We start from the raw sequence: 7,413 nt of genomic DNA on the forward strand, positions 1-7,413 counted from the left end.
GGGTTTATGAGATTGTTTATTTGAGGCGATGATTGTTTGTAAAACCCGCCCCTACTGAATTTTGAATTATCGGATATCGCACTTGCTCATCTACATAACCCATAATTTTCTGTATCCTATTTTCCCAGGAAAATTGCTTGACAAAATCCATTGTTTCTGCATAGCCTTCGCTTTTCCTCGGGTATTTGGTTAAACAATCTCGAATGCTTTGCGCGAACTGGTGCGGGTTATCCGGTTCGCACCAAGTTGCTGCTATATTTCCCGATTTAAATTCCATTAAAGATGCAATCTCCGTCGCCACAATCGGAGTTCCCGATGCCATGTAATCAAAGAATTTTAAAGGAGATGTGAACGTCGCGGCCTCTGTCAAACAGTGAGGATGAGTCAAAACATCGGCTGCTTGCAGCAAGCTAGCCAGTTGATTTTGAGGCAGGTAGCCGAGAAATTTAATGTTGTTAACTTGCTGGGATTTGGCTAACTGCTGGTATGCTGTTACTTGGGATGAATCACCGCCCGCGATCGCAAATTGAACCAGTGGCAATTCCTTAGCCACATCCACCAACATATCAACACCTTTAAACGGGTAAAGTCCCCCTGCATAAACTGCTAAATGCTGTCTGTCATCTTCTAATAATTGCTTTCGCCAATTCTGGGCTGCTTCTGTTTGTCGGGCGAGAAACAAATGGTTAAAACCGTTGTGCAGCGTAATTACTTTTTCCGACGGCATTCCATTCTTAATCATGCTGTCTCGGACTGTATCTGCAACAGTTACGGAAATCTGAAACAGAGGATTGCGGACAATTTCTGATTCAAATTGCTTGTTTTCATGGTGGTGCTGTTCGTAGATAGCGGGAATTCCGTTTTTAACTGCTGCTTTGACAAAGTTCCAGTCGCGGGTGTGGACAATTTTAGTGGATTTAAGCAGGTGAATCGGTAAATAGTATTTTGATACTATTGTACTGGAACTCGTCCACTTGCTGTCCCAAAAGTCGATCGGCCACGGCATCGGTAAATCTGCTACTTTTAATTTATCTTGAATATTGTAAATTGTGGCAAGTTTGTCATCGGGTTTCCGGGGTTGAAAAGGAAAAAGCAAATCAACCGGATTCAAAGCACTCCAGCCTTTGCGGAGATATACCAAAACTGCTGGTAAACCGAGATTTGCTGCGGCATTTGCAGAGTGTGCAACTTGAACTAAGCTCGCTACATTGGGTTGCGGCAAGATATTTCGGGTAAAAAATACATAATATTTGGACATGGTAATTGGTAGTTAGTAATTGGTAATTAGTAATTGTTGACTGTGCAGACTGTTGACTGTTGACTGTTGACAACTGCCAACTGACAACTGCCAACTGCCAACTGCCAACTGCCAACTGACTACTTTTTAACAGCCTGACGCTTAATAGTATTTTCTATAAATTCTAAAGTAGTGAAAATATTAGCAGCCGAGTGAAATGATTCTCTGATTAACTCGTCTCTTTCTTCGGGAGAGTCTACCATTTCATCTACGAGCAATTTGAGGTAAGCTATCATGGGAGTCAGGCGAGTGCGAATTTCGTAAGAACCTCTAATTAGAGCTTCATCGCGAGCGGTTTCTTCGGCAAATTGCACTGAATACAAGCGAGTGTAGTACCCTCCTTTGGCTAGCAATTCTTCGTGGGAACCCATTTCTACTACTTGTCCGCGATCGATCACGGCGATTTTGTGGGCTTTTTGGACTGTGGAGAGGCGGTGGGCAATTACCAACGTTGTGCGATCGCAGCTCAATTTCTCGATCGCCGCTTGCACGTACCTTTCCGAAACCGTATCCAGCGAACTCGTTGCCTCATCTAAAATTAAGATTTCCGGATTTTGCAGCAGGGCTCTAGCAATTGAAATTCTCTGACGCTGCCCTCCCGATAAGATCACGCCCCGATCGCCAATTTGAGTATCCAACCCCTCCGGCAATAGTTGGATAAACTCGTAAGCATTCGCCCCCTTCGCCGCTTCCACAATTTCTTCCTCAGTCGCTTGGGGTTTAGCATAAGCAATATTTTCCCGCACTGAAGCATTAAATAAAAACGTATCTTGGCTAACAATACCCATCGCTTGCCTGAGACTTTTCAGCTCAAATTCGCGCAAATCCCTGCCATCTAGCGAGATATGACCTTCAGTAGGATCGTAAAATCTCGGCAGTAAATCTGCCAAAGTTGACTTGCCCGAACCCGAAGTTCCTACCAAAGCCAAAGTAGTACCGTGAGGTAGAAATAAATCAATTCCTTGCAAAACTAAATTTTTGTGGTTAGGATAACTAAAAGATATTTTATTAAAATGAATTCCCGATCGCAAATGAGTGTAAGGCACAGAACCGTTCAGCATAAATGGCTTGTCCTCGCAGCTCAAAAAATCATTAACCACCTCTACACTAGCCGACGTATTAGCAAATTGACTGCGCCCGCTATTCAACTGAGAAATTAAAGGAATTAACCTAAAAAGTACCAATAAGTAGGTTAATAAAATTGTCGAAATAGACTCTATCTCATTAGCAAATATTGTGCGACCTATAAATACAATCAAAATTACAACTATTAAATTAACAACTTCGTTAATTGGGGCGATCGCCGCATAATTTACCTGAGCCTGAAAATCCGCTTGTTCTCGCCTTTGAATTAAATGCTTGATCCGCTGATACTCCCTTTCCTCGTTCCCCGTTGACTTGACCAGCCGAATCCCAGTAATCGTTTCCAACACCCTAACCGAATAATCTTTCGACATTTCAGAAAGCAGGTAGCCAAAATACTTGGAACGGTTAATAATATATTGATTTGCCCAAGCAACTAAGGCCAGCAAAAGTGTAGCTGTCACCGTCAGTTTCCACGAGATAGAAAGTAGCAGACCCACAAACACCAAAACGGTGATTGACGTAGTAAACATTCCGATGGCCGTACCAACTGCACTAGCAGTCCGACCAATCTCTCCGCCCAATCTATTAATTAAATCCCCGACTTTAGTTTTCGAGTAAAAATCTAAATCTACTTCTAACAACAACCGCAAACCTGCTTCTCGCAAATCAAAAGTCAGAGAGCGCGTCAGAGAAGTAGCTACTAAAGTATTGATATAACTCGCAACATTTTTTAAGAAAATTGCCAGCACAACCGCCCCGGTCATCAACATTAAACGCTGATTTTCGGGCATTCCCTCAAAGGGATACATCAAAGTTTTAATTAGAGGTGGAGCACCACGCAGCTCGATAGCGTGCTCTAAAAAACTTAAAAGCACTGGTACAATCAGAGTAGTGCTGATACCGTTGAATAAAGCGCCAGAAAAGCCCAGCATCACAGTTAAGAGAATCCTGCCGGGATATCGTCTGGCAAATTTTAGGAGTAGCTTATTGGCAGACATGAAGCATTCCCAGCTAAACAGTACGGCATCTCAAAATATTCTTTAATAACAGCCAGCTTTTCTTCCTCCCGTGAGTTTTTTTTTAAATAACATTTACATACCTGCGATTATATCTGAAAGTATCGGTTTCATTGCTTCAATACTATATTCTTTTACACATTTTTCCCGAGCTTTCATTCCTTGTAAATTAGCCACTGTAAAATTTTGAAATATCCATTGAATTTTTTGTGAAATTTGAGCGGGAGAACTAGGATCGACTAAATAACCCGTTCCTCCTAAAATTTCTGGAATATCCCCCACTCGCGTAGACAAAACAGGCTTAGCCATTGCCATGCCATCTGTCAGCTTGAGCGGAAACTGAGCCACGGCTGTGAGAGTTTCTCGCTGAGGAACAACGACAACATGAGCCGCCGCTACAACCGACGGCATCATCTCCACTGGAAACCTTGGCAGTTTAATAATCCAACGCCCCCATTGTTTCACAAGTTTATCATCATAATCATCATAAGGACTCCCGCCGACGATCGCTAATTTTAAATCGGGTTCATTTAACTGTTCGAGGGCCATCAAAACATCCTCAACACCTTTGTGAGGTCGCGGCGCACCGGGGAACATTAAGATTCTATACCCGGACAAGCCGTAACGCTGTCTGCTCAATTCAGGATTGTATTTAGCAGGGTCGAACATTGCAGTATCCTTACCATTAGGCAAATATACACCACCAAAACGCTGTTTTAAAAACTCAGTATCAACGGTGACTGCATCCGCACGGTGAATGAGACTTTCCATCCACTTGAGATAGAGGGGATTATCGGGTTCTCTCAATTGACCATTGTGTTTAAAAATATCTCGATAAAGTTGTTTGAAAGAGGGACGGTATTGCCATTCATCTCCCCCGTACCAGCTCAGTTCCCAGTCGTCTATATCTAAAATTATAAAGTGGCGACTCGCCAGTTTTTTTAGCAGCGATAACCCAAAGCTTGTCGGTTTAGGTTTGACTGCATAAATAATATCCCCATCTATTTTTTTCCAAAGTTTTTGAGCATCCATCAAAAACCCCGGATAATTTTGAGCTGGTATCGCACATACGGGGATGTCTCTGGGAGGAATAGCATACAAGTCCTTGCCAAACTGAAATCCCACTACTTCTACATCACATTTAAGCTCTATCAAGACTTGAGCTAATAAAAAAGCACGAATTGCACCTCCTCCTGACAAATCGCTCACTACTAATGAAACTTTCACTGAGTATTTTGTTTAAAACATTTGTTTAATTTTCCTGCTTAACCGAGCTTTTGTCAAGGCGATAGGGACTCACGCACTCCCGACCAAAGCAACCGGGTTTTTAACCAGGGGAAAGGACAGCAACGCGTCTTTTGGTAAAAATCAACCAGTGATGCACCCAGGACTGTTATTCAAGCCAGCAATAATTCTTATAGGTAAATTTTCGGATATGTTGAGGCTAATTTTTTTTATGGTGGGCTGAATTTTGTTGCTTTTGATGCAGTTGGCCAACAAACTTTAATTATTTTAAACGCCAGGGATTGTTAAGTTGATTTGGTAAAAATATTTGAGCCGTGCGATCGACTATTCTAGTAAAGAGCGATCGCGTCACGTTCTTCGCGTATTGAGGGCGGTAAGGATAAGTGCAGTGCATTACTTTAATCGGTTTGTCGATCGTATAAACATCTTTCCACTTATCTAAGTAGTTGTAAACCGGGGACAAAGTTGTCATTTTCGGTTTCACCGATTCCACAGCAGCCGCAAAAGCGCCCTGGTCTTTTAACAGTAGCACATTTTGATGCGCCACTACCATCTCGAAATATTTCTTAAAGTTTGTAAACAATTCCTGAGTTTTACTGCTTTTCGTAAAAGCGATAAATCCGCCATTGTATTGAATGCTATTTTCATTTAGCGGCAACCCGACCGACTGCAAAGTTGACAGAATATCCTGCTTGACTCTTAATAAATTTGCCGCTTTAGCAATCGCAGGCTGCACATCTTCCGTCACCAACAAATCCACCCCATCAAGAAAATCAAACACCTCATCTATTGGCGACAGCAAACAAATATCACAATCCATATAAATAGTTTTCTCAAACAGAGATTCCCCGTACAAAGCCAGCTTAGCTAGCCGCGACGCTAAAACAGGATTTTCATTAGAGGGCGCAGGTTTCAATATGACATTTCCGAACACGTGAAGTAAAGGATATAAAATTAGAGGAACTCTATCTATTAAAATAATAATGGGTTCCCGGTGAAACTTCCTGACAGACGCCAGAAAATGAACGCAATCCTGGAAAGAGTAAAGACCAGTTAAAATAGTGATAAATCCCTTGACTGCTAATTTATTTGAATTCATTAATTTACTTATTGATTTACTTATATAGCAATCCTAAATCATTTGTAAAAATATGTAGGGGTAGTGCTACCCCTACTCCCCGTGCCTACCCCAGTCAAGGCGGGGCAACCGGGCGTGGGTTTTGCCCCTACAAGAATTACACGAATCATTTAGGATTGCTATAGCGGTTCTCAAGCGTGGTGAGGTATGCCCACGGAGGCCTATGCCCCATGCACGTCGGGTACCTCATGTTACTGAGAAATGCTATATTTCCCTCAGTGTGTCCACTCCCAAAAGCTCTCACTCCAGTCATCTCGACCGTGAAAAATTCCTTGCCATTCATAAAAATGTACAAAATCTTTCAGGTTAATTGTTTTATTGACATCGCGGATCATATAAAGAGGTTTATCTCCATAAAAAGAAGCCCACATAGTATAACTGCTAGGCGGCCCGACAACATAGTCGCACTCAGCCAAAGCATACATATCTTCAATTAAATGACCGCTGCCAAATCCACAGTTAAAATCGTCAAAAAAACTCGGATTTTGCGAAACATTAGAACAAATCAAAAAGTTTATTTTTTTGCCTTCAAATAGCCTCATCACATAATTCATGACTTCTAAATATTGCTCACTTGTGTAAAAGTATCTACCCTTTTGATGCTGAACATAATCCCCTTGGCGGATGTGAATTCCGACTAGGATATCAGAGTTATTTTTTAAAGTCAATATCAAACGATCTACATTGATTCTATATCGCTCTAATGGTGCAAAGTATGCTCTAATCGGGTCGGCGTACTTGTGTAAATAGGGGATATCTTCTACAAACCAGCCATCTCGAAATAGCCAGCCTTGAAAAAAAACAATTGAACCCTGCTTGATTTGTTCGATCTCCTGATATTTGAGCCAACTAAAAGGTTGTTTTCGGGTTATTTCTTGCGTTTTTAATATTTTTTGTTTGCTTAAATACTTAATAAAATTATAATATTTCCTTCTGACAAACTTGTTACCTGCTGCGGTAAAATATGGAGGAGGATAACAACACAAAAAATCCCCTGCGGTTCCCACAAAGAATTCTGCATATTCGTCAAAAGCAGGATTGAGAACAGTCAAATTATGCTCGATCGCCCAAGCGATGAAATTAGCAAAAAGCAGCAGTCGGTTGCCCAGTTGTCCCGATTTAGCAGATATTATTAGCATATTGTATTTTGGGGGCGGGCGGGACGCCCAACCCCTACTCCCCACAAGAATTCAATCAAACTTTGCTGTAATGGTAAGGTGCGCTGCACCTTACAGACTAAGAGTTGTGGCGTTTTTGGTGCCACTGCCAAGCATGGGAGATAATGTTCTTAATGTCGGGATATTCAGGAGACCAGCCCAAGGTTTTGATGGCTTTCTCGCTGCTGCCAACCAAAGCAGGTGGGTCTCCCGGACGCCGCACGAAACCGCCTTAATCTCTTTTCCCGTCACTTGACGAGCCGTTTCTATCACCTCTTTCACCGAAAACGCGCCGCCATTGCCCAAATTAAAGAAATCAGATTTGCCACCATTTAGCAAATATACTAATCCTAAAATGTGACCAGATGCCAAATCGTTAACGTGAATGTAATCCCGAATGCAAGTACCGTCAGGAGTCTCGTAATCCGTGCCAAAAATCGCGATCGAATCTCGTTTACCCAAAGCCGCGAACAA

5 protein-coding genes and 1 pseudogene are annotated in these 7,413 nt (G+C 42.1%); all 6 read right to left on the bottom strand.

Annotated features, from left to right (window positions below):
• Positions 1-16 precede the first annotated feature (16 nt).
• Entirely contained in the window at positions 17-1,258 is a 1,242-nt protein-coding gene (locus QT990_RS27165) for a glycosyltransferase family 4 protein (protein WP_333465964.1), read from the bottom strand.
• A gap of 119 nt (positions 1,259-1,377) precedes the next feature.
• A complete protein-coding gene (locus QT990_RS27170; protein ID WP_333144827.1) occupies positions 1,378-3,381 on the bottom strand; it encodes an ABC transporter ATP-binding protein in 2,004 nt (667 codons plus the stop codon).
• A 93-nt stretch (positions 3,382-3,474) separates the two neighbouring features.
• Entirely contained in the window at positions 3,475-4,626 is a 1,152-nt protein-coding gene (locus QT990_RS27175) for a glycosyltransferase family 4 protein (RefSeq protein WP_333144826.1), read from the bottom strand.
• A 280-nt stretch (positions 4,627-4,906) separates the two neighbouring features.
• On the bottom strand, positions 4,907-5,743 hold the full coding sequence (locus QT990_RS27180; protein WP_333144825.1) for a hypothetical protein: 837 nt from the start codon (positions 5,741-5,743) through the stop codon (positions 4,907-4,909).
• Positions 5,744-5,997: 254 nt separating this feature from the next.
• Entirely contained in the window at positions 5,998-6,921 is a 924-nt protein-coding gene (locus tag QT990_RS27185; protein WP_333306727.1) for an alpha-1,2-fucosyltransferase, read from the bottom strand.
• A gap of 97 nt (positions 6,922-7,018) precedes the next feature.
• Positions 7,019-7,413, bottom strand: a pseudogene (locus QT990_RS27190) (UDP-glucose 4-epimerase GalE); the annotation flags it as partial.

Origin of the sequence: Microcoleus sp. T3_B1, assembly GCF_036700445.1 — a bacterium.
GTDB lineage: Bacteria > Cyanobacteriota > Cyanobacteriia > Cyanobacteriales > Microcoleaceae > Microcoleus.